This window comes from Staphylococcus sp. GDB20D11A (assembly GCF_016893255.1).
GTDB classification, from domain to species: domain Bacteria; phylum Bacillota; class Bacilli; order Staphylococcales; family Staphylococcaceae; genus Staphylococcus; species Staphylococcus aureus.
In genome coordinates, this window is the sequence record NZ_JAFEPJ010000003.1 from 20,036 (window position 1) to 43,352 (window position 23,317).

The window sequence follows — 23,317 nt, forward strand, 5'->3', positions numbered from 1 at the left end:
CTCCCATGTTCAAATTATTAAAAATCACAAAAAAGCTCGGCACTTAAATTGAGTGCCGAGCTTTTTTATCGAATAACTTATTGTAAACCTTGTCTTTCTTGGTTATTGTTTTCATTATTTTTTTCGTGTTTTTGTTTCCATTCTTTTTGAGTCATTACATCGTCAACTTGCATGTTAACTTCAACAACATCTAAACCAGTAATATATTTAACTTGTTCTTTTACTAATTCAGTTACTTTACGGAAGATTTTAGGTGCTGATTCACCATATTCTAAAATTACTTTTAAGTCTACAGCAGCTTGTTTTTCACCAACTTCAACAGATACACCTTGTGTAACGTTGTTGCCACTTGAGAATGCATTAGTGAATGTATCAGTTAAGCCGCCTTTCATGTCTAAGATACCTTTAACTTCACGTGCAGCGATACCAGCAATTTTTTCAACAACTTCATCAGAGAAAGTTAATTTATTTTTGAATTGAGGCTCTTGATTTTGTTCTTGTTGTTTTTGACGCTCTTCTCTTTCTTTTTCGTTAACACCAGTTTGATTGTCGTATGCTTGTTTTGCTTTATTGTTATCTACAGTCATAATAGATTCTCCTTTAACTTATTGTTTTTTTATATTTTTTTAATTAAATTCTAAATTGATGAATTAACTCCATCGATTTAAAAAATTCATAAAATCTTGCTTACGGTCTTTTATATACCCAATACCCACACCAATTAAACATAAAACGATGATAAGTATTGTTTTCCAAAAACCTAACGTTAAGAATAATATCGCGATTAATAGAAACGCTAGGAAACCAACGATTCTCCATTTAAACACTTTTAAAAAATTAATCACTTGTTGTGTAGAGTCTTGTCCGTTTTGGTTATGATTGTTAGCCATGATATACCTCCCTTACAACACTCGTGGACCAGAAGTTTTCTGATCTCTCACATTAACTTCTAACTTACGTACTGGCATTTCTGTGAAATATTCTACATTCTTTTTAATATCCGCACGAATTGCTTCAGTTAAAGATTGAACTTGAACATTATTTGGTACGAAAAAGTCAGTTTTAATGTCGATATAAGATTTATTTTTTTTGTTATATAGTTTCGCAACTACATTTGGTTGTCTTACTTGATCATATTTTGCAACCGTATCGAATGCCGTCTTTTCAACAGCTTTACGAGATACGTAAACATGACCATCATCGAAGTCTTTGTATAATCCAGGTTTTCGATGCGTAGGTTTGAAGATACTAAATACTAATATAAGACCTATTAATATCAATAGTGCAGCAAGTGAAATAAGTAATGGTTGGAACCATTCAAATTGAAGGAAGTAGTCTTGATATTCAGTTATACGTCCATCTTGGATATACATGAATAACAGGAACCCCACGATTACTACTATTAATAAGCCAAGGATAAAGTTTTTAAGTCGTTTCACCCCTAACGACACCTCCTTAGTTAAAGTTAATTTAAAAACATATTAAATATGTACCCATCAGATTTTTTCTTAAACATAATAAATTAATAACTATAAATTTATTTTTAATATATAAGATGAAGTACCATTTAGTAATATATTCCCTAGTTCATATTAATGAAACCTAATTTTTAATTAATTTTCGTCAATATGTTTTGAAGAACGATATTCTAAAATATCTGGGTCACGATGTTTAATTAAAACCTTATTACTATTTCTCGGTTTCTCCTCACTCAAAGATTTTAAAAGCGACCATATCATCGCTATAATGACCACGGAAAATGGTAACGCAGCAATGATTAATAAATTTTGAATCGCTTGAGTACCACCTGTGTAAATCATGATGATTGCAAATAATGCCATAATGATACCCCAACTCACTTTGACAAATGACTTCGGATTAATATCACCACTTGAACTCAACATACCTAAAACATAAGTTGCCGAATCCGCTGATGTAACAAAGAAAATCATAATAACAAGTAAAGTAATTAAGCTTAATACAAAACCTAGCGGATAATGTTGTAGCGTTGCAAAAGTTGCTGTTTCTGTCGCAGCTTTAGCAATATCGGCAATATGATTATCTTGTAAGTAAATTGCTGACGCGCCGAATACCGCAAAGAATATAAAGCAAACTAACGCCGGGACAAAAAGTACACCTAGAATAAATTCTTTAATCGTACGTCCTTTTGACACACGTGCAATAAATATACCTACAAATGGTGCCCAAGATATCCACCATGCCCAGTAAAAGATTGTCCAATTTTGTAACCATTGGAATTTTTGACCGCCAGACGGAATGCGTAAACTCATACTAAAGAAATTTGCAATATAATTACCTAGACCATTCGTAAATGTATTTAAAATGTAAAGCGTTGGCCCAACAATAAAAAGACCAATAAGTACTACAAAAGCAAATAACATGTTGATATTACTCAACGTTTTGATACCTTTATCGATACCTGACCATGCTGACCAAGTAAATAATATGGTTGCAATGACAATCAAGATTACTTGCATCGTGAAGTTACTCGGTACATTAAATAAAAAATGTAAACCTTCGTTTATTTGCAATGCACCGAAACCTAATGTTGCAGCAACGCCTGTGACTGTAGCTATGACTGCCAATACATCAATGGCACCACCTAAAGGGCCACGCATTGCTTTTTCACCTAATAAAGGCGTCAATGTAGCGCTGACTAAGCCAGGATATCCTTTATGAAAGCTAAAATATGCAAACACAAGCGCGACAATACCATAGACTGCCCATGCATGAATACCCCAATGGAAAAATGAAAACTGCATTGCATCATTAATTGCAGATTGCGTGCCAGCTTTATGAATAGGCGTTAATTTGAAGGCATGACTGATTGGTTCTGCCGTTGTCCAGAACACAAGTCCTATTCCCATACCAGCACTAAATAACATGGCAAACCAAGATGGCAATGAAAATTCTGGGTCTTCACCTTCTTCACCTAATGTAATGTTTGCGTATCTTGAAAATAAAATATACACACAGACAAATAAAATAACTAAAACGAGCAATAAATAATACCAAGAAAAATGCAGCGCAATAAATGTAGTAATGTTTTGCGTGAGTTTTTCTAACTGTTTCGGAAATATGGCACCAAAAGCAACAAATATCGTACAAATCACTAACGATACCCAAAACACTAGACTTACTGATTTATTTTTCATAAATACAAACCCTTTCTGTGTAATGGTAAGTTCATACCCACAACTGCAACATTTTAATCATTTGTAATTTTATATAGACACAATTAATAATGCTTTATCTTTTAAAAATGATATATAAACCACACTCAAATTATTTATCATTGAACAACAAAGTATTTTATTGTATTTAAGTAATACCTTTCTAATGCATTATTGAATTGATACCTGCAAAGTTGCCATATTTCCCTTTAGAATCAATAGTCGCTAAACACAAAAAATAAGTCGCCCTATACAGTATTTTCTGCATAAGGCGACTTTACTTACTAATCTATATATTAATTACTAATTTCCCAATCATTGATTGTTTTTCCAACAATTGATGTGCTTGATATAAGTTTTCAGGTGATAAACCTTCAAAAACTTGTGTCGTTGTTGGTTGGTAATGTCCTGATTCTATATTTTTCGTAATATCTTCTAAATACTCATGTTGTTTAATCATATCAGGCGTTCGATGAATTGGACGCGCAAACATAAATTCATGTGTAAATGTTATACTTTTTAATTTTAATGCATTTAAATCTTGATCTTCATTAAAAGCTACGATAGTTGTAATATGCCCTAACGGTTTTATCAGTTCAATCATAGTATTGTAATACAAGTCTGTATTATAGGTGCAAAATATATAATCTACTAATGGAATTTCTTTTTCTTTAAATTGACGCACTAAATCCTCTTTATGATTCAATACGATATCTGCGCCCATCTTTTCACACCACTCTGTTGTTTCTTGTCGTGATGCTGTTGTAATGACAGTTAAACCATACCGTTTAGCAATTTGAGTGGCAATACTTCCTACACCCCCAGCGCCATTAATGATTAACATGGATTTACCTACATTTTCAGAAGGATTATGTGAAATTTTAAATGTATCAAAAAACGTTTCATATGCCGTAATACCAGTTAGCGGTAGACTAACCGCTTCATTAGCACTTATGTTGTGTGGCGCTTTTGCAACTATAGCTTCTGACACCAATTGATATGTCGCATTTGATCCTTGTCTATTTGGCGATCCAGCATAAAATACAACGTCACCCGGACTAAATAATGTAACGTCTGGTCCGATAGCTTCAACAGTACCAATAGCATCAAATCCAAGTACACGAGGTACTTGAGTGACTTCCATTTGTCGTTGCTTTGTATCTACAGGATTTACACTAATGCTATTTACTTTGACTAAGATATCATCGTTTTCTGGCGTTGGCTTTCTTTGTTCGTATACTTTAAATAAATTTCCTTCTTCCAATTTAAAGGGCTTTTCAAATCCTATCATTTTCATATCGTTTCACCTCATTTATGAACTTATTTCTTATTATACAAAATAGAAGTCATGTGTGCTTATATCGCAGCATCATGACTCCTTTTTCATTTGAATATATAAATAATTACAGACGACTTTTGTATTACATTTTAGACTTATTTCTACCATGTTACTGAACAAATTTGCTTTAGATAAGAAAGTTATTAAATTTTGGTCAATTAACAAAATTGGTTTGTGAAAACGTATACTTTATTATTCCGTTACTTTAATAACTTGTTTACCAAAGTTATCGCCAGTAAATAAATTTTTAAATGCACGTGGCGCATTTTCAAAACCATCTTCAATAGTTACTTGTGACTGAATTTTACCTTCTTGAACCCATGTTGCAAGCTGTTCACTAGCTTCTTTAAAATCATCAGCGAATTCACTTACTAAGAAGCCTCTCATCATTACTTGCTTCTTAATAAGCGTACCTTGAATACGTGGTCCGATATCTGCTTCAGGATGATTATATGACGAAATTGCGCCACATACTGGTACACGTGCAAAACGATTTAAATGCTTAAATACTTCATCGCCAACTGTACCACCAACATTTTCAAAATAAACATCAATACCATCTGGTACTGCTTGTGCTAACGCTTCTGCAAAATCCTCTTTCTTATAATCAATACCAGCGTCAAAGCCCAGTGTCTCTGTTAAATAATTTACTTTTTTGTCGCCACCCGCAATACCTACTACACGGCAACCTTTAATCTTAGCAATTTGACCTACAACTGAACCTACAGCACCAGATGCAGCTGAAACCACAACAGTATCACCGTCTTTAGGTTGTCCAATATCAAGCAAACCATGATATGCTGTTTGTCCTGGCATTCCTAAAACACTTAAATATAAATCAAGTGGTACATCTGTCGTTGGAACTTTAGTAATTTGATCCGCTTGGACATGATTAATGATTCGCCAAGGCAACATACCTACAACGACATCTCCTTTTTTATAATCTGCGAGTGTCGAATCAATTACTTTTGCAACGACATGGCTAACAATCGGTTTACCAATTTCAAAAGGCTGTACATACGAATCTGCCTTAGTCATACGTCCTCTCATATATGGATCCACTGAAATATACAGTGTTTGTACAAGTACACCATCGCTCTCAAGTTTAGGCGTGTCAACATCTTCAATTTTGAATGTATCCTCTTGAGGCATGCCTTCTGGTATTTTATTAAAAAGTATTTGTTTATTTTGCATCATTAATCACCTTTCTTTATTTGAAACTTTTACTTATTTGTTACCTAAGCGTTAAGTTTGAATTGTGTCTTCGTGATGTCTGTATGCAAATACATTCTTAGTTGTTATATTTTGACTTAAGCACTGATTCATTCATGTAACTTCAACCACATTATATTTGCTATAAACATAAATTAAAAATGTTACGACTTAGACATTTTATGGAAACTCTAAAACAATAGATAATTTTTGAAAAGCTCTAATATTACAAGCTTTTTTGCCCCAGAAAAACTAGCAGTTGCTTTATTTTTTCCATAAGAAGTCGATCAACTCATTAGCAATATTTTCATTCTCATGAAGCTGACTATGCTGTGCAGACTCACCTTCATATTTAGATTCTCGATAACTTTTCGGACTATTTCCCAGTAAATATTTTAATGATTTCGAAGAACTATTAGACACTCTGCCGTCTGATTGTGTACCATCTTTCAAATCTCCATAAATATTTAGCACTTCGATACCTTTACCTTTATAAATATCTTTTAGCACGCGTAATTGCTGATAAGGTTGATTCATTCGACTTGGTTTACCATCTTTATCAACTGTAATTTCATTGACATCTTCATTCATATTTAAAACACCATTAAATGTCCCTGCAATATTCACTTGTTTGTTTAACTGTGGCAGTGACTTGTCGTTACCATATGTCATCATATATTGTGCAAATGTTAAGTTCCCCATTGAGTGACCGACAAAGTTGAATTTATCGAAATTGTATTCAGATTGTAACTTAGTCAGTACATTTTTAAACCACGCAGCATTCTTATCCAAATAGCCTTGTCTGTTATTTTCAAGTTCAATTTTCACAATAGGATTCACTGCATCTTTACTTAGTTTCCCTTTAAATGTCACTGCACCATCCTTTGAAACGTAAGCAGTGATGATATCTTTAGTTACCCCTCTTTTTTCTGCTTGCTTCACCATAAATTTTTCAGAGTTGGCACTACCACCAAATCCATGTAAGAACAATGTTGGAATTGGCTTTTTAACAAATTGCTGTTGTTGTATTTTAAATGTTTGTGCCTGTCGTTGACTAAACACCACCGTAATAATAGAGCCTATAATAATAGCGACCGCTAACAATGTCGTAATAATTACAAAAATTTTCTTCACACTTTTAACTCCCATTCATGTCTTTTATATAAGTATAAAGGATGTGATTAAAAATGTCCTTTAGTTGATTTTGAATACATCATTAACTTTTAATATGACTTTGGAAAGTTGTCCGTTAACGTTTGTTAATTGATTGCTTATTTAACTTTCAATCGTGTGTCACCCATTGATTAATATATAAATATGTATATGCATGTTTAATTTATCTCTTTTTATAAATAAAGACCTACCAGCACTCGACTGATAGGCCTTTTAATATCTTTAATTATTTAATTTCTTTTGTTTCGGCTAACTCTTTGTACCAATAAGCACTTTTCTTAGGATAGCGTTCTTGAGTCTCAAAATCGACATAGAATAAACCATATCGTTTTTCATAACCATTTGACCAAGAGAACACATCCATTAATGACCAAATAAAGTAACCTTTAACATTTGCACCATCTTTAATAGCATCTGCAATAACGTTTAAATGTTGTCTTACATAATCAATACGTGCATCATCATGAACTGTTTTTTCAGATTCAATAAATTCATCTTTATATCCTAAACCATTTTCAGTGATATAAATCTTATGATAGTTAGGATAATCTTTAACAACACGCATGATTTGATCATATAAACCTTGAGGATAGATCATCCAGTCCCAGTCTGTGCGAGGTACGTCGACATCAAATTCACGTTGTCCGACACCTTTAAGTTGGTATTTAGAACCGCCTTTATCACCTGTCGCATTATGCGTGATTTCAGATTCTCCATCGTAACCTCTCATCCAGTCACTCATGTAGTAATTGATACCTAAGAAGTCGTTTAAATCTTTGGCTGCATCTAAAATGGCATAATCTTCATCTGTAATGTTTAATTTACCGCCATTAACAGATAAGATATGTTGCACACCTTCCATCGTTTCACGAGAATACTTACCTAAATATGTTGCATCTAAGATGAATTTATTATGGATGATATCTTCTAATTCTGCTGCACGAACATCTTCAGGATTTGATGGATCGAACGGATATTTTGTTGGCAATGCGTGTACAACACCAATTTCTCCTTGATAGCCACCATCTTTAAATAATTTTACTGCTCTAGCATGAGCCACCATCATGTTATGATGTGATTGGAATACTTTTTCAAAATCATATTTAATACCTGGAGGGAATTTACCTACTAAATATTGGCCATCACCAATTGGTCCAATTTCATTGAATGTAGTCCAATATTTTACTTCTGGGAATTCTTTAAAACAATATTCAGCATAATCTACAAAGTAGTCAATCGTTTTACGATTTAGAAAATCGCCATCTTTATGTAACACTTCTGGTGTATCAAAATGATGCAATGTTACAAATGGTTCAACATGACGTTTATGACATTCTGCAAATAACTTATGGTAATACTCAACACCTTTAGGGTTAACTTCGCCATATCCATTTGGGAAGATACGAGACCATGCAATTGAAATACGGATACCATTAACACCGAATTTTTCACTTAATTCTAAATCCACTGGATATCTGTTATAAAAATCACTCGCTGGTTCTGCAGTGTACCAATAGTTTTCTTCTAAATACGTATCCCATGCTACGCGACCTTTACCATCCGTATTTGTCGCACCTTCTGCTTGATATGCTGCTGTTGCTCCACCAAAAATAAAATCTTCAGGTAATGTTTTAGTCATATGAAAAACTCCTATTCTTAATTTTCAAATTGTTGTTGAACGAAATCAAGGGCTGCTTGGCCATCTCGTGTCAATTTGATATATTCAGCACCTTGAGTCTTCGCTAATTTAATACCTAATCTATCTGTATCTTGCTTAATATCTTCATAGTTAGACGCAACTTGTGGCGCTAAAATGATTAATTGGTACTCTTTCATAATGTCCATATGTGCGCCATATCCGCCAGCTGCCGCTTTCACTGGCACATGATATTCTTCAGCTGCTTTATTAAGTGCGTTGGCTAATAATCCACTTGTACCACCACCGGCACAAAGTACTAAGACATTTGTTTGTTCTGTGATATTTGAAGCTTTAGCTGCATCTTCTGATACACCACTTGCAGCTAAAATTGAATCAGCTTTTTTCGTATCAAAGTTTGCTGCAACTTTTTCTTTTAAATCTGAATTACTTTCTTTACGTCCTTCTTCTTCATCAAGAATTTCACTATCATAAACTTTTAGGAATGGGTAGTAAATAATAATATCTACAACAATCAAAGTAATAGCTAGTACGAATGACCATAAACCAAAACCTGTACCCATGATAATGCCCAATGGACCTGGTGTTGTCCAAGGTAAATTCACACTAAAACTATTCATTCCTAACACTTCAACGAAAAGTTTGAAAATCCATACGTTAACAATTGGTGCTAATACAAATGGAATAAAGAACACAGGATTCAATACTAGTGGTGCACCAAATAAAATTGGTTCGTTTACACCAAAGAATGTTGGTACAACTGATGCACGTCCAATCGCTTTGTTTCGTTTAGATTTCGTCATCCACATAAACATGAACGGGACAACCAATGTTGCACCCGTACCCCCAAATGTAACGATAAACATTTGTGTACCTGATGTAATAATTTTATCTGCGTGTTCTCCAGCTTGAAGCAACTTGAAGTTCGCTTCGATATTCGCATATGTAATGGCTGCAATTGCTGGTTCTACTATTGATGGACCATGAATTCCTACAAACCAGAATAATGCAAAGGCTCCAAAGATAATTGTGACACCAATCCATCCATCTGCTGCTGTAAATAATGGTTCGAATAATTTTAAAATACCTTCCGCTACATTTGATTTAAAGCTGTTGCGAATGACTAAATCTAATGCATAAAGAATGATGATTACCGCTGAAAATGGAATTAAGTCCTTAAATACTTGTGAAATATTCGGCGGTACTTCTTTCGGCATTTTAATTGTAATATTGCGCTTCACACAGAAGTTATAAACAATAACAGTTACAAATGCTGATAAGAATGCTGTTAATAAACCTTTAGTTCCCATAAATGCACTTAAGAATCCACCATCTTTGGCTGGATCAGAAGCTAAGAACAAGAATCCACACATCGCTGCTAGCATTGTAGAAATAAAGTTAATTTGATTTGTACTTTCTAGCTTACGGTTAAATGAATCTGTTAAAGATTTCGCTGTCGTTCCTGCTACTAAAAATGCTACAAGCCCCATCGTATAGTTATATGGTTTCATTAAAATGGCTTCCATGCCTTTATCCCATTTAAAACCAAATATATTTGGCACGTATGCAATTAATAGAAAGATACTTGAGAATAAGATGACAGGCATTGCAGAAATAAATCCATCACGGATGGCTCTTAAATATATGTTACGTGATAATTTCTCGAAAAATGGCTTCCCTTTTTCAATTTGTGCGATCAATTTTTGCATCATTGTCATCACCCTCTTTTATAAAATTCTAATAAATGCTTCATTAAATCTTTCAGTAAAATTGTTGTCATTAAATGGTCTTGACCATGCATCATCGTTACACTGTATGCAATATCATCACCTTGCGCTTCTTTAGCCAACAGGCTTGTTTGTGCTCTATGCGCTTCCGCAATGCAATTGTTTCCTTCTTCAATCAATGCATCTGCTTTTGCAAAATCTCCAGCTTGAGCTGCTGTTAATGCTTCTAAAAACTTAGAACGTGCATCCCCTGCAAATGCAACAATTTCAAAACCTAATAATTGGACTTCTTCTCTATTCATAGCATTAATCCCCTTTTAAACTTATTTTCTTTGTTTCCAAGATATCGCAGTATCTTTTAATACTTTATTTAAGTCATCAATATTTTTGAAACCAGTTGTACGTAACCATTCACGAGCAGCATCTTCACCTTGTTCAATGTATACTTGAACAGCACCAGACCATGTAGCACGGCCACAAAGTACCCCGTTGAATTTAGCACCAGCTTCGTGAGCAAATTTTAAAGTTTCTTGGAATAATTCCGCAGAAACACCAGCACTTAAGTAAATGTATGGTAAATGAGTTGCTGCATCTTGATCTTTAAAGTGTTGTGCCGCTTCCTCTTTTGTATAAACCACTTCACCTTCAGCAAAGCCTTCTACATACTTCATGTTTACTGGTACTTCAACTTTCAATACATCAACATTAAAGCGTGGTTCTGAGAATAATTTCATTGCTTCGTTAACCTTTCTAGGCTTAACTTTTGCGAATTCAACACTACCGTTATCAGGAATGTTGTCATCGTATGTTAATACTTCTAAGAAGAAAGGAATGTCTTCTGCAACACATTCTGAACCGATTCTTTCAATGTATGCTTTCTTTTGAATGTTAATTTCTTCAGCATCATCAACATCATAGTAAAGTAAGAATTTAACAGCATTTGCACCTTGTTCTTTTAAACGTTTTGCAGACCACTCTACTAAACAGTCAGGTAAACGACCTTTAGCGTTTACGTCATATCCAGTTTTTTCATAAGCAAGTAATAATCCACAGTCTTTGTTACGTGCATCTGAAGCTGGTAAACCATATTCAGGATCTAATAAAATTGAAGATGCATATTGTGTTAATTCTTCCGCAACTAATACTTTTAATTGTTCAATTTGAGCTACAGTTGGCTCTTCAGTTTGATGTTTTGCCATCATGCGCTTTAAAGCACCACGTTGATCAAATGCTAATGCAGAAATGATACCTTCGTTATTACTTAATTGTTCAATTGATGCGATTTTTTGATTCGATTTTGACATTTTTTACACCTCTAAAACTTCAATTTGTTTGAATAAATCATCATAATTATTTAAATTGACATAACCTGTTTGTGCTTCTTGCGCATTCAGCATGCCTAAAGTATTGGCTTTTTTTAGTAAATCGTGGTCGTTTTCATGATTAAGAATTGCTGAAGTAATTCCAGCAACCGTAGAATCACCTGAACCAACCGGATTTAATACGCTTATTTTCGGAATATTCACTCTATAGAATGTATGATTGTGCTTAGCGAACGCACCTTGTGCACCTAAAGACACAATAATCCACTCAATCCCTTCGAATAAGGGTTGTGACACTGCCTGTTTCAAACTTTCTAAACTTTCATCAAGTGGCTGGTTAAGCAACTGATATAATTCAGAAATGTTTGGTTTAATGACTGTTGGCTTATAAGGGTTTTCTAATACTGTTTGCAAAGTTGCACCCGAGCAGTCTAATATCACAGGCACACCTTTGTTTTGGCATCGTTCAATGATTTGTGCATAATAATCTTGATTTAATCCTTTTGGTAAGCTACCTGAAATAGCAACTGCTTCAACTTTTTCTAGTAATTGCTCAAAATGTTTAATAAATCCTGCAGCCTCTTGATTATCAATCGCCGGTCCCTGCTCTAAAATTTCTGTTTGTTGTCCTTCATGTAAAATTGCAATGCAGTTTCGTGTTTCACCCTTAATGTTATAAAATGCATGCTTGATGCCGGCATGATCTAATTTTTTAGCAATAAATTGACCTAATTCACCGCCAATAAAACCACTCGCAAGGACTGGCTCACCTACTTGCGCAAGTACTCTTGTTACATTTAAACCTTTACCACCAGCTGTTTTACTTACTTCTTGAACACGATTAACATCATCTAATTTCAATGCTGTTAATGGGTATGAAATATCAACGGATGGATTTAATGTTAAAGTTAAAATCATATGTGTCGTCCCTTAATCGTGGTATTCGCCTCTGTCCCATTTTTCTAAGAATTCATCAAAGAAATGTGGATCAGCTTGATCTGCATTGCTTGTTTCTAAATGTTTAATTTTAGCGATTAATTTTTTGTTCTCTTCAGTTGGTTTATATTCAGCATTAATAAATGCATCGATAATATCGCACATTAATAACTCACCAATAATACGTCCACCAAAGCCAATAACGTTCGCATTTAATTCTTCTTTAGCATATAGCGCTGATGTCATATCACGTACTAGTGCAGAACGAACGCCAGGTACTTTATTTACAGCATTGTTAATACCAACACCTGTTCCACAAATACAAACACCTAAGTCTGCATTACCGCTAACAACTTGTTCGCCAACTTTTTTACCAAAAATTGGATAATGTGTTCTTGTGAAATCGTATGTTCCTACGTCAATGACTTCATGTCCTTTTGATTTTAAAAATTCAGATACACGCATTTTTGTATCTGTAACAATATGGTCGCATCCTAATGAAATCTTCATAGTAATTTTTCCTCCTTAGCACATTTTATTAAGCATATCTACGCGGATTTGGTGTCTACCACCATCGTATTTACCTTCAACAAAACCTTTAACGACATTTTTCGCTAATGTGTCTCCAACAATTTCAGATCCCATAGTGATCATTCTTGAATTGTTATGGCCTCTAGTCATATATCCAGAGCGTTCATCTGATACTTCAGCAGCAATCATGCCTTTGATTTTTGTAGCAACCATAAAGCTACCTGCACCAAATGCATCGATAACAATACCTAAGTTACCTTCTTGACTTTGAACATCTTTTGCTACAGCCAAAGTTGCATCAACAAAGTCAACTTCCTGTCCTTCTGTTACGTCAACAACGTCATATTTATTGTCTAATAAGTATGATTTGATGACTTCTTTTAATCGTTTGCCAGCTTCATCTGAACCAATAATAATCGCCATAATAAGACTCCTTTTTACTTTAATTTTGAAATACCTCTCTTAAAATGTGACATGTTTATTTGTAGGTTATGAAAATCTTGAGAAAAGGCTTTCAATTTGATTACGTTTAAATTATAAACATAAACAAACAATAAATCAACATAATATGTTTACAATCTGTTTGTTTATGACATATTTTCAAACAATAAGTGAACATTCAAATTGTGGTGTTGTTTTAATTAGGTATTCGTCTGAAATTGTAGTAAAACTTTGTCGGGGTTCCCGTTTACATAAATTTGCATAAAAAATAGCCCATAAATGAATGCAAATTCACATTCACTTATGAGCATATAGACACATATTTTAACAATGCAGTTATATTTTTAATTTAGTCGACTACTTCAATATATGTTTTAATCGTTTCTACTTTTTCTTCATCTTCATAATCCATAACCACTGCAGTTAATTCGTTTAACTGACAAAATGATGTAAAATCTTCTTTGCCAACTTTCGTATGATCAATTAGCAAGTATTTTTCAATTGAATTACTTAGTGCCAATTGTTGCGTATAGGCTTCATCTAATGTAGATGTCATCACAGCACCTTTATTTACTGCGTTACTACTAAAGAACATCTTGCTAAATCTTAGTTTTTCTAACATGGCATTCGCCATTTCACCTACAAATGCTTCTGTAATATGGCGCATTTCACCACCAATTAAATAGACACGAAAATGTGCTGTTTGTTTTTCCAACAAAATTTTATACACCGGCAAACAATTCGTTATAATTGTGAGCGTATGATGATTGACTTCTTCTGCTAATAGTTCCACTGTTGTTCCCGGTCCGAAAAACAAAGTATCCCCATCTTCAATTAATGATGCAGCTTTTCTAGCTATAAATCGTTTTTCTGCAATTTGACGAGTATGTTTTTCTTTATGTGATATTTCTTTATACTGAAATGTTGAATTACTGCGTGCACCACCATGAATCTTCGTTAAAATCCCTTTATTTTCCAATTCAATTAAATCTCTTCGAACTGTCATATCAGACACATTTAAACCTTCGACGATTTCATTCGTTCTTATCGTGCCCTTTTTATTCACTAGTTTAGCAATTTCGTCCAAACGTTCATGTTTATTCAATGTAAAATTGCCTCCTTTATTTAGGCGATTGCGCATTACCTTTTATGTTTAGACATCAATTTTAATATACATGCTTATTCTATAATAAAAATTGCGTAAAAACTAATATAATTTAACTGTTCGATTATATGTATAATTCATTTTTAAAAAGAACTGTTTAAACTGCGCCTTTGATAATCGTAAAATGAATATACTATAATAAAAGCAAAAGACGTTATAAATCATTCATTATTTTGATGAGGTGTTTAGTTTGAAAAATGATTTAGAGACACTAAAACATATTATAGATAGTTCGAATCATATTACATTTTTCACAGGTGCTGGTGTATCTGTCGCAAGTGGTGTTCCAGATTTCCGTTCAATGGGTGGCTTATTTGATGAAATTTCAAAAGATGGGCTTTCACCAGAATACTTGTTAAGCCGTGATTATTTAGAAGATGATCCTGAAGGTTTTATCAATTTCTGCCATAAGCGCTTACTATTTGTCGATACGATGCCCAATATCGTTCATGATTGGATTGCAAAATTAGAACGTAATCAACAATCTTTAGGTGTCATCACGCAAAATATCGATGGTTTACACTCAGACGCTGGAAGTCAACATGTTGATGAATTACATGGCACGTTAAATCGTTTTTATTGTAATGCATGTCATAAATCTTATACGAAGTCAGATGTCATTGATATAACTTTGAAACATTGTGATAATTGTGGTGGTGCCATTCGACCGGACATCGTATTATACGGTGAAATGTTAGATCAACCTACCATCATACGGGCATTAAATAAAATTGAACATGCTGACACCCTTGTTGTACTAGGTTCATCACTCGTTGTACAACCTGCCGCAGGATTAATATCAAATTTTAAAGGCGACAATTTAATTATTATCAATAAAGATCGAACACCTTATGATAACGACGCTACTTTGGTCATACATGACGACATGGTTTCCGTTGTAAAATCATTAATGACAGAGTAATCAGTACGTAAAAAGCATTTCCCGAGTAGTAGGGAAATTCTTTTTATTTTGTAGTTGCGTTTTTGGAATTCGGAGTTTGGTTTTCGGAATTCGACATTTGGAATTCAGAATTATAATGAGTGGAAAATTTTAATTATTGCGTGCAAAATACCTTGGTTTTGTAGCGATTTTCATTTGATGAATTGTTTTTTGTTTGAATAGGATGTTGCTGCTTTATAACATTTTCAATCGCTAAAGGCCCATTCGTAAAAAATTAACTGTAAATCTTATGCTTACAACTCATTTTATTGTTTACTTTTATTGCGATTTTTCTTACTAAAGATATTTGTTTCATCAATAGATTTTTTATTACTAAAATAGACTGTAAAAATAATCGCCATTCCTGCAAATATTGGTATTTTATGATATTCAAATGGTACAAAGTACATTGCCGTGAGCATGACGATGCCTGTAATTAAAGTAATAATGGCAAAATGTTTATATTTCATGTTATTATCCCCTATACAATTTATTCTACATTCATTATATACTTCATTTTATAAAATTATCAATAATATAATTATTATCTTAGTTAAGTTATTGCATAGTACAAAAATTCATAATAACTTATTTGCTTGCTCCTTTCACTTTTTAAGAGTAATAAAATAACCTGAAACATAGACTTTAACATCCAAGTTTCAGGTTAGTGTAATGTAAATTATTTACTTTGTTATATTATGATTAAACATCTAATTCTCTGCTTGTAAGTGCTTTAATCATCTCTGGATCAGCATGTGAGAAAAATTGGCTATTACTTTCTTCTAATGTCGCAATTTGTTGTTTATCTTCTTCTGTAAGTTCAAAATCAAATATATCTAAGTTTTGAGCCATACGTTCTGGATTCACTGATTTTGCGAGTACAACAATGTCACGTTCTACTAACCAGCGTAAAATAACTTGTGCAATTGATTTGTTGTATTTATCTGCAATGGCCTGCAACAATTGATTTTGGAATAATTGATTTTTACCTTCTGCAAATGGTGCCCAAGCTTCTACCACAACATTTTCTTGTTGAAGTGCTGCAACTTGTTCTTCTTGTTGATGGAATGGATTAATTTCTATTTGGTTCACTTGTGGTTGAATTTGATTGTGAATACCTAAATCTACAATTCGATCAACGCCGAAGTTAGATACACCGATTGCTTTAATTTTACCATTTTCTTTTAACTCTTCTAATGCACGCCATGAGCCATATACATCATTATAAGGTTGGTGAATAAGCACTAGATCAAGATAGTCCAAATTTAATCGTTGTAATGATCGTTCGATTGATTTGATAGTATCTTCATAGTTAACATTTTCAATCCATACTTTAGTCGTAATGAATAGTTCACTTCTATCAATACCTGAAGCTTCAATACCTTGACCTACTTCAGTTTCATTTAAATAACTTTGTGCTGTATCAATATGTCTATAACCCGCTTTAATTGCTTCTTTAACCACTTCTGCTGTTTGTTCTTGAGGAATTTGAAATACTCCGAAACCTAATACTGGTATCTTTACATCTTTACTTATTTCAATATGATTCATAAAATGAACCTCCTTTTTCTTGTAAGCTCACTATAAACCATGGAGCAAACTCTATAGCAAACCATAGTATTACTTTCTCTCCCAAAGACGTTCAACATTGTCATCATGATTATCACTAGCATTGATTTTAGCAATATGATTATCATAATTATCAATTTTATATTGTAGTAAATCTCTCGCATCATGAATTGTCTTTAAGTTTTCATTTAATTCTTCGAGTTGCTTATTTAAAATTTGCTTTTGCTGTGTTTGAATATTTTCATTTTTAGGAAGCTGCGCTAATCTACAAAATTCGATAAGCGATTCAATACTGACGCCTGCATTTCGCAAATTTTTCACTAAATAAATCCAATTTAAATCACTATCATTATATATTCTATATCCATTTTCATCTCGATTAACAGGTGGAACCACACCAACCTTTTCATAATATCTTAAAGTGTCTTGAGATATATTCATGAGCGCTACGACTTCTTTAGTTTTCATTGCGACTATCCTTTCAGTTATGTTTGGTCGTCTAAAGTAATGTTGCTTTATATATTGCCATCTTCGTTTGAATACTTCTTATTTTATTACTCAAATTTAAATTTGTCTCTTTTTTAACATTTTACATTTCATCGTTTTTAATTACTTTAAAAATTGTATAACTTAAATATTTAAAATGATATAATCACTAAGATTGATAATATTTAATTTTTTAAAAATTATTTTCGTTGCAATTTTTGAGTGATGCGGAAAATTTGGGTGATCGATTGTTTATATGCATCAACATTCTTTGTGGATTGTTTGACAGTAGACAGTCATTTGCATACGTTAACGAATTTTGAAAAATTGAATCATTATTTAATCATAATATTCATTGCGCACGCGCAACACAAAAAGGAGACATGTCAATGACATATAAAATGAAGAAATGGCAAAAATTATCCACCATTACGTTATTAATGGCCGGTGTGATTACTTTGAATGGTGGTGAATTCAGAAGTATTGATAAACATCAAATCGCTGTGGCTGATACGAATGTTCAAACGCCAGATTATGAAAAGTTGAGGAACACATGGTTAGATGTTAACTACGGTTATGATAAGTATGATGAGAGCAATCCAGATATGAAGAAAAAGTTTGAGGCTACGGAGAAAGAGGCAAGGAAATTACTAAGTAGCATGAAAACTGAAAGTGATAGGAAATACTTGTGGGAAAGCTCAAAAGATTTAGATACGAAGTCTGCGGATATGACTCGTACCTATCGTAATATTGAGAAAATCGCAGAAGCGATGAAGCATAAAAATACTAAGTTGAATACTCCGGATAATAAAAACAAAGTTAAAGATGCCCTTGAGTGGCTGCATAAAAATGCCTATGGAAAAGAACCGGTGAAAAAACTTGAAGAACTAAAAACAAATTTCTCAAAATCAGCACCTCAAAAGAATACCAATTTAAATTGGTGGGATTATGAAATTGGAACACCTAGAGCATTAACAAATACCCTTATATTGCTGAATGATCAATTTTCAAATGAAGAAAAGAAAAAATACACTGCCCCTATTAAAACTTTCGCCCCAGATAGTGACAAAATATTATCTTCTGTAGGACAACCTGAACAAGCTAAAGGCGGAAATTTAGTAGACATTGCTAAAGTAAAACTTTTAGAAAGTATTATCGAAGAAGATAAAGATATGATGAAAAATTCAATAGATTCATTTAATAAAGTCTTCACTTACGTTCAAGATTCTGCCACTGATAAAGAACGTAATGGATTTTATAAAGATGGTTCATATATCGACCATAAAGATGTCCCATACACTGGTGCTTATGGCGTTGTACTCTTAGAGGGGATTTCTCAAATGATGCCGATGATAAAAGAAACACCTTTTAATGATAAAACCCAATATAATACAACCTTAAAATCATGGATTGACGACGGATTTATGCCACTCATTTATAAAGGTGAAATGATGGATTTATCACGAGGTAGAGCTATCAGTCGTGAAAATGAAACGAGTCATACAGCGTCAGCGACTGTAATGAAATCATTGTTGAGATTGAGTGATACCATGGATGATTCAACAAAAACTAGATATAAACAAATCGTCAAGACTTCAGTAGAGTCAGATTCAAGTTATAAACAAACCGATTATTTAAACTCTTATTCAGATATAAGCAAAATGAAGTCTTTAATGGAAGACAGCACTATTTCTACTAACGGTTTAACACAACAACTTAAAATATATAATGACATGGATCGTGTCACCTATCATAACAAAGACTTAGACTTTGCATTTGGTTTAAGTATGACGTCGAAAAACGTCGCACGTTACGAAAGCATCAACGGAGAGAACTTAAAAGGTTGGCATACTGGTGCTGGAATGTCTTATTTATACAATAGCGATGTGAAACACTACCGTGATAACTTCTGGGCAACAGCTGATATGAAACGATTAGCAGGTACTACAACTTTAGAAAATGAAATATTAAAAGATACGGATGATAAAAAGTCTAGTAAAACTTTTGTAGGTGGAACAAAAGCTGATGACCAACATGCTAGTATCGGAATGGATTTTGAAAATCAGGACAAAACTTTAACTGCCAAAAAATCATATTTCATATTAAACGATAAAATTGTCTTCTTAGGAACTGGCATTAAAAGTACTGATTCATCAAAGAATCCAGTGACAACGATTGAAAATCGCAAAGCGAATGGGTATACGTTATATACAGACGATATACAAACATCCGCTTCAAATATTAATGATCAGGAAACCAATTCTGTCTTTTTAGAGTCAACCAATAAACCTAAAAACAATATAGGCTATCATTTTTTTAACAAACCGAAAATAACTGTAACAAAAGAAAGTCATACTGGTAAGTGGAAAGAAATAAATAAAAGTCAAAAATCAGAAGACAAAAAAGATGAGTATTATGAAGTAACTCAAAAGCATTCTAATACAGATGATAAATATGGATATGTGTTGTATCCAGGAATAACAAAAGATAATTTTAAATCCAAAGCAAGCCAAGTAACTGTCGTTAAACAAGATGATGACTTCCACGTTGTGAAAGATAATGAATCGGTTTGGGCTGGTGTCAATTATAGTGATAGCGCTAAAACTTTTGAAATTAATGGTACTAAAGTCGAAGTTAAAGTCAAAGGAATGTTTATTCTTAAAAAGAAAGATGATAAAACTTATGAATGTAGCTTCTATAATCCCGAATCTACAAATACCGCTTCAGATATTGAATCTAAAATTTCAATGACTGGATACTCTATTACAAATAAAAATGCATCGACTACTAATGAATCCGGCGTATGCTTTGAATTAACTAAATAAGCAAGAAAATCTCGGCACTATACCATTTTTATAGTGTCGAGATTTTATAAGTATCGCCATCATTCACCTTGTAATCCGCAGACCACATCACCCTTGATAAGTTCTCGATTATTTATAAATCGAATTTTCAAAGACGTACATGCTTCAATATTCTTATCATTCATTACTTGAAAATGTATATGAGGTTCAGTAGAATTGCCAGAATTCCCAACCTTCCCAATGATGTCACCATATTTAACATTTTGCCCCTCATTCACAATGATTGAATATTGTTGTAAATGAGCTATTAAGCTATACTCATTTTCTGCGTGCTTGATTACAATATAATTTCCTAAAAACTGTGATTCATTCATACTTCCAATACTGTTGTCTTGAACCCCATTCACTACTTTTTCAACTGTACCATTTGCTGGCGCAATGATATCTTTTCCAAAACAAAAATAATCAGTATTTACTTTTCCTTGATTCTTATATGTTTTATGATTTTCTTTAATAACTAAATCAATAGCATACCTTTGATGTGGGTATAAATAGTGATAATTATATAATTCATTATCTCCACCCCAAAAAACCTCATAGCAATCTGTTGTCGGCACTGCGTATTTTAAAGTCGTTTCATTCTTAATCGCATCATAATTGATTAACGGACGCATAACAAATCCGATAATACTATTATCTTTCCATGTCACTGCCACTCCAAATTGATTTGCTTTATCTATCCATATTTGCTCCATAGTACCATCATTTTGAGTACACACCTTTAATTCATGTATATCAGACTGCCTTGTATAAGATTTGAAAAGTTTCCTAAACTGCCAATAACTAAACTCTCGCTTCAAATTTTGATCAAAAATCTTATATATTTTCCTGCTCTTACTTTTATTTAAATAATCCCCAAAGTTTGTTTTATTCATATATACTTAACCTCTTATATTAATTTTGGTATCAATTCTTTCTCCAGTTCCTGCGTCATTTTTGCGCTACCTGAATCGTCTACACTTAATTAGACAAATCAACATATAAATAATTTTTTAAAACTAAAGTGTAGTCGATTCACTATATTTTCTAATCATCCCTTAAATATTAATATTTGCACTTAAAAAGTATACATATCACTCAACCAATCAATAATCATACTTACCTTCAACAAATTCTTTAACATGCAGTGTTATCCCTTGATAATATGGATATTTTGTTAATCTAAATTTCTGTTTTAATGCTTCATCTCTACTATTCGACATCAAATAGGCATGTTCAAGATAGCTTAAATATGCTTCGTCATTGCCGCTATCTCCAAAACCTAATATTGATTTTACGGGTATATTATATTTCTTCATCAGAAATTGAGTAGCATATAATTTTCCAGCATTTGACGGTGTAAAGTCAATATCATACGCATTTTCAGGATCACCAGCTAATGGATTGCTTCGACTAAATCTCGCTGTATAGTTTTGGTCATTTGCGTATCTGACAAGTGCTTCTAGAATACGCCTATCATTGTTGTGATTACCTGTTGAATGAAAATAAAAATTATAATGTGTTTCATTACCTTCAAATGCTCTTTGTGGAATAAATTCGACATTATATTGCGCAGAAATATGACGTAATATATCCTCAATATCTTCAAATAAAAATGGTTCGCTCAAGACTTTCTTTTTATATGTTTCTGATTCAACATATTCGCCATTATTCCAAGTGAACATTTTAGAACTCAAATCAGAAAAGATATGTAATGGTTTAAACGTCATATTAACTTGATCCATTTTATCCATGACACTTTGAAATGTACTTCCTGTCAATACAGCAGTGATCACTTCATTATTATTAGTTAGTTTTTCCAACAATTTTTCCATTTCTCTTAAATGATTTAAATCTTCTTCATTTGTATTATGTTTAAAATATGTTTCATCAAAATCAAACAATAATAGACGCTTTGACATACTCATTCCTCCATAATATTTTAATGAATTTATCTATAACTTAAATACACTATAAGTCTCAATTAAAAGTATAAGATCGACTATATGCTTTTCATGCTTATTATATACAACTAATGAATCCCTATAAACTAAAAACATTGCTTACCACTTTTCAAAATACACGGGTCATATCCCTCGTTAAAAACTATTACTAAAAATTAAAAATATAAAAAAAACAAAAAGTATGTTTTGAACTTTATGAAACGTGTTATATAAATAGTGTAATATACCACAACTTTAAAAGGAGATTGAGATATGAAACTAAAATCATTTGTTACTGCCACTTTAGCATTGGGATTATTATCAACGGTCGGAGCTGCATTACCTAGTCACGAAGCATCTGCAGATAGTAATAACGGCTATAAGGAATTGACAATGGATGGGAAACACACTGTACCTTACACGATTTCAGTAGATGGTATTACTGCATTACATCGAACTTACTTTGTTTTTCCAGAAAATAAAAAGGTACTTTATCAAGAAATTGACAGTAAAGTAAAAAATGAATTAGCTTCTCAACGTGGTGTTACAACAGAAAAAATTAATAATGCACAAACAGCAAATTATACACTTACTTTGAATGATGGTAATAAAAAAGTAGTGAATCTAAAGAAAAATGACGACGCTAAAAATTCAATTGATCCAAGTACAATCAAACAAATACAAATTGTAGTTAAATAATAATTTGAAAATGAAAATAGTTACACAGGGCAAACGCTGAAAAATTGCGTTTGTCTTTTTAGTTATTGAACTTGTAAATTATTGTTGTTTGCTTCTCCTGATAACAGATTGGCCTATACAATTGTAAATTCGATATGAAT

The 23,317-nt window shown here is 32.8% G+C and carries 25 protein-coding genes; 5 read left to right on the top strand and 20 right to left on the bottom strand.

Translation table 11 applies throughout. From position 1 onward, the window contains the following. Positions 1 to 77 precede the first annotated feature (77 nt). The 15 genes from JV528_RS02225 to JV528_RS02295 form a co-directional block, all read right to left on the bottom strand. Positions 78 to 587 (bottom strand): Asp23/Gls24 family envelope stress response protein, encoded by a 510-nt coding sequence (locus JV528_RS02225; RefSeq protein WP_000215236.1) that lies wholly within the window; start codon positions 585 to 587, stop codon positions 78 to 80. Between the two features lie 63 nt (positions 588 to 650). After that, positions 651 to 890, bottom strand: a complete 240-nt coding sequence (locus tag JV528_RS02230; protein WP_000002681.1) for a DUF2273 domain-containing protein — start codon at positions 888 to 890, stop codon at positions 651 to 653. Between the two features lie 12 nt (positions 891 to 902). After that, positions 903 to 1,439: an alkaline shock response membrane anchor protein AmaP gene (amaP, locus tag JV528_RS02235; RefSeq protein WP_000825818.1), complete on the bottom strand. Its 537-nt coding sequence runs from the start codon at positions 1,437 to 1,439 to the stop codon at positions 903 to 905. Between the two features lie 174 nt (positions 1,440 to 1,613). Continuing rightward, a complete protein-coding gene (locus JV528_RS02240) occupies positions 1,614 to 3,176 on the bottom strand; it encodes a BCCT family transporter (protein WP_065315695.1) in 1,563 nt (520 codons plus the stop codon). 307 nt (positions 3,177 to 3,483) lie between these two features. Further along, the gene (locus JV528_RS02245; protein ID WP_000781948.1) at positions 3,484 to 4,491 is read right to left on the bottom strand and encodes a zinc-binding alcohol dehydrogenase family protein; all 1,008 of its coding nucleotides are present in this window, start codon (positions 4,489 to 4,491) and stop codon (positions 3,484 to 3,486) included. A gap of 234 nt (positions 4,492 to 4,725) precedes the next feature. Further along, on the bottom strand, positions 4,726 to 5,727 hold the full coding sequence (locus JV528_RS02250) for an NADP-dependent oxidoreductase (protein ID WP_065315696.1): 1,002 nt from the start codon (positions 5,725 to 5,727) through the stop codon (positions 4,726 to 4,728). 282 nt (positions 5,728 to 6,009) lie between these two features. Continuing rightward, the gene (locus tag JV528_RS02255) at positions 6,010 to 6,879 is read right to left on the bottom strand and encodes an alpha/beta hydrolase (RefSeq protein ID WP_204177239.1); all 870 of its coding nucleotides are present in this window, start codon (positions 6,877 to 6,879) and stop codon (positions 6,010 to 6,012) included. Positions 6,880 to 7,144: 265 nt separating this feature from the next. After that, positions 7,145 to 8,557, bottom strand: coding sequence for a 6-phospho-beta-galactosidase (gene lacG / locus JV528_RS02260; RefSeq protein WP_000169224.1), 1,413 nt, complete (start codon positions 8,555 to 8,557; stop codon positions 7,145 to 7,147). 17 nt (positions 8,558 to 8,574) lie between these two features. Next, a complete protein-coding gene (locus tag JV528_RS02265) occupies positions 8,575 to 10,287 on the bottom strand; it encodes a lactose-specific PTS transporter subunit EIIC (protein WP_000983333.1) in 1,713 nt (570 codons plus the stop codon). A 5-nt stretch (positions 10,288 to 10,292) separates the two neighbouring features. Further along, a complete protein-coding gene (locus JV528_RS02270; RefSeq protein WP_001078309.1) occupies positions 10,293 to 10,604 on the bottom strand; it encodes a PTS lactose/cellobiose transporter subunit IIA in 312 nt (103 codons plus the stop codon). Positions 10,605 to 10,625: 21 nt separating this feature from the next. Further along, positions 10,626 to 11,606: a tagatose-bisphosphate aldolase gene (gene lacD, locus JV528_RS02275; protein WP_162635866.1), complete on the bottom strand. Its 981-nt coding sequence runs from the start codon at positions 11,604 to 11,606 to the stop codon at positions 10,626 to 10,628. Positions 11,607 to 11,609: 3 nt separating this feature from the next. Beyond that, positions 11,610 to 12,542, bottom strand: a complete 933-nt coding sequence (gene lacC, locus JV528_RS02280; protein WP_204254802.1) for a tagatose-6-phosphate kinase — start codon at positions 12,540 to 12,542, stop codon at positions 11,610 to 11,612. Between the two features lie 12 nt (positions 12,543 to 12,554). Continuing rightward, on the bottom strand, positions 12,555 to 13,070 hold the full coding sequence (gene lacB / locus JV528_RS02285) for a galactose-6-phosphate isomerase subunit LacB (protein WP_204177241.1): 516 nt from the start codon (positions 13,068 to 13,070) through the stop codon (positions 12,555 to 12,557). 15 nt (positions 13,071 to 13,085) lie between these two features. Beyond that, a complete protein-coding gene (gene lacA, locus JV528_RS02290) occupies positions 13,086 to 13,514 on the bottom strand; it encodes a galactose-6-phosphate isomerase subunit LacA (RefSeq protein WP_000974608.1) in 429 nt (142 codons plus the stop codon). Positions 13,515 to 13,881: 367 nt separating this feature from the next. Beyond that, positions 13,882 to 14,637, bottom strand: a complete 756-nt coding sequence (locus JV528_RS02295; protein ID WP_001032743.1) for a DeoR/GlpR family DNA-binding transcription regulator — start codon at positions 14,635 to 14,637, stop codon at positions 13,882 to 13,884. Positions 14,638 to 14,878: 241 nt separating this feature from the next. Between JV528_RS02295 and JV528_RS02300 the strand changes: the two genes are divergently transcribed. Both JV528_RS02300 and JV528_RS02305 read left to right on the top strand, forming a co-directional pair. After that, positions 14,879 to 15,619, top strand: coding sequence for an NAD-dependent protein deacylase (locus JV528_RS02300; protein WP_078061120.1), 741 nt, complete (start codon positions 14,879 to 14,881; stop codon positions 15,617 to 15,619). A gap of 54 nt (positions 15,620 to 15,673) precedes the next feature. Beyond that, positions 15,674 to 15,820, top strand: coding sequence for a hypothetical protein (locus JV528_RS02305; RefSeq protein ID WP_224089413.1), 147 nt, complete (start codon positions 15,674 to 15,676; stop codon positions 15,818 to 15,820). A gap of 83 nt (positions 15,821 to 15,903) precedes the next feature. On the opposite strand, the gene JV528_RS02310 is transcribed toward JV528_RS02305, so the two are convergent. The 3 genes from JV528_RS02310 to JV528_RS02320 all read right to left on the bottom strand — a co-directional run bounded on the left by JV528_RS02310 (position 15,904) and on the right by JV528_RS02320 (position 17,674). Continuing rightward, a complete protein-coding gene (locus JV528_RS02310) occupies positions 15,904 to 16,107 on the bottom strand; it encodes a hypothetical protein (protein ID WP_000875475.1) in 204 nt (67 codons plus the stop codon). Between the two features lie 232 nt (positions 16,108 to 16,339). Beyond that, the gene (locus JV528_RS02315) at positions 16,340 to 17,188 is read right to left on the bottom strand and encodes an aldo/keto reductase (RefSeq protein ID WP_204177242.1); all 849 of its coding nucleotides are present in this window, start codon (positions 17,186 to 17,188) and stop codon (positions 16,340 to 16,342) included. Positions 17,189 to 17,257: 69 nt separating this feature from the next. Beyond that, on the bottom strand, positions 17,258 to 17,674 hold the full coding sequence (locus JV528_RS02320; protein WP_000850016.1) for a MerR family transcriptional regulator: 417 nt from the start codon (positions 17,672 to 17,674) through the stop codon (positions 17,258 to 17,260). 243 nt (positions 17,675 to 17,917) lie between these two features. Here JV528_RS02320 and JV528_RS02325 point away from each other — a divergent pair, with 243 nt between their 5' ends. Further along, complete coding sequence (locus JV528_RS02325; protein WP_001826254.1) at positions 17,918 to 18,085, top strand: hypothetical protein; 168 nt, start codon at positions 17,918 to 17,920, stop codon at positions 18,083 to 18,085. Next, positions 18,082 to 20,517, top strand: a complete 2,436-nt coding sequence (locus JV528_RS02330) for a polysaccharide lyase 8 family protein (protein WP_069994108.1) — start codon at positions 18,082 to 18,084, stop codon at positions 20,515 to 20,517. Before JV528_RS02325 ends, JV528_RS02330 begins: the two co-directional genes overlap by 4 nt. Positions 20,518 to 20,576: 59 nt before the next feature. Here JV528_RS02330 and JV528_RS02335 read toward each other — a convergent pair whose 3' ends face one another. Beyond that, positions 20,577 to 21,431, bottom strand: coding sequence for a M23 family metallopeptidase (locus JV528_RS02335; RefSeq protein WP_001044439.1), 855 nt, complete (start codon positions 21,429 to 21,431; stop codon positions 20,577 to 20,579). Positions 21,432 to 21,641: 210 nt separating this feature from the next. Beyond that, positions 21,642 to 22,457, bottom strand: coding sequence for an HAD-IIB family hydrolase (locus JV528_RS02340; protein WP_000044357.1), 816 nt, complete (start codon positions 22,455 to 22,457; stop codon positions 21,642 to 21,644). 294 nt (positions 22,458 to 22,751) lie between these two features. Between JV528_RS02340 and JV528_RS02345 the strand changes: the two genes are divergently transcribed. Further along, the gene (locus JV528_RS02345) at positions 22,752 to 23,177 is read left to right on the top strand and encodes an MAP domain-containing protein (protein WP_000769704.1); all 426 of its coding nucleotides are present in this window, start codon (positions 22,752 to 22,754) and stop codon (positions 23,175 to 23,177) included. The last annotated feature ends 140 nt before the right edge of the window (positions 23,178 to 23,317 follow it).